This is a genomic window from Rhodococcus sp. IEGM 1408 (assembly GCF_033142235.1).
In the GTDB taxonomy this organism is placed as follows: Bacteria; Actinomycetota; Actinomycetes; order Mycobacteriales; family Mycobacteriaceae; genus Dietzia.
Window position 1 is genome coordinate 272 of the sequence record NZ_JAWLRW010000060.1, and the last position, 233, is coordinate 504.

The window sequence follows — 233 nt, forward strand, 5'->3', positions numbered from 1 at the left end:
CGCGAGAGGCTCGCCCGGCAAGCTTCCCCCGACTTTCGGGAAGTCGGGGGAAGTATCCTATCGCAGGTCGTCAGCCGGTCAGCAACACATCATTGCGGCGCACATGTCCCCACACATGCCGGTGGCCATCATGATCTGGCAATCCCACCACGTCTGCAGGTTGGTCATCAGTTCGGTCATCGGAATCTCCCTCAATTCTGGTCCCGAGGAGACGGGACATCACGACCATATAC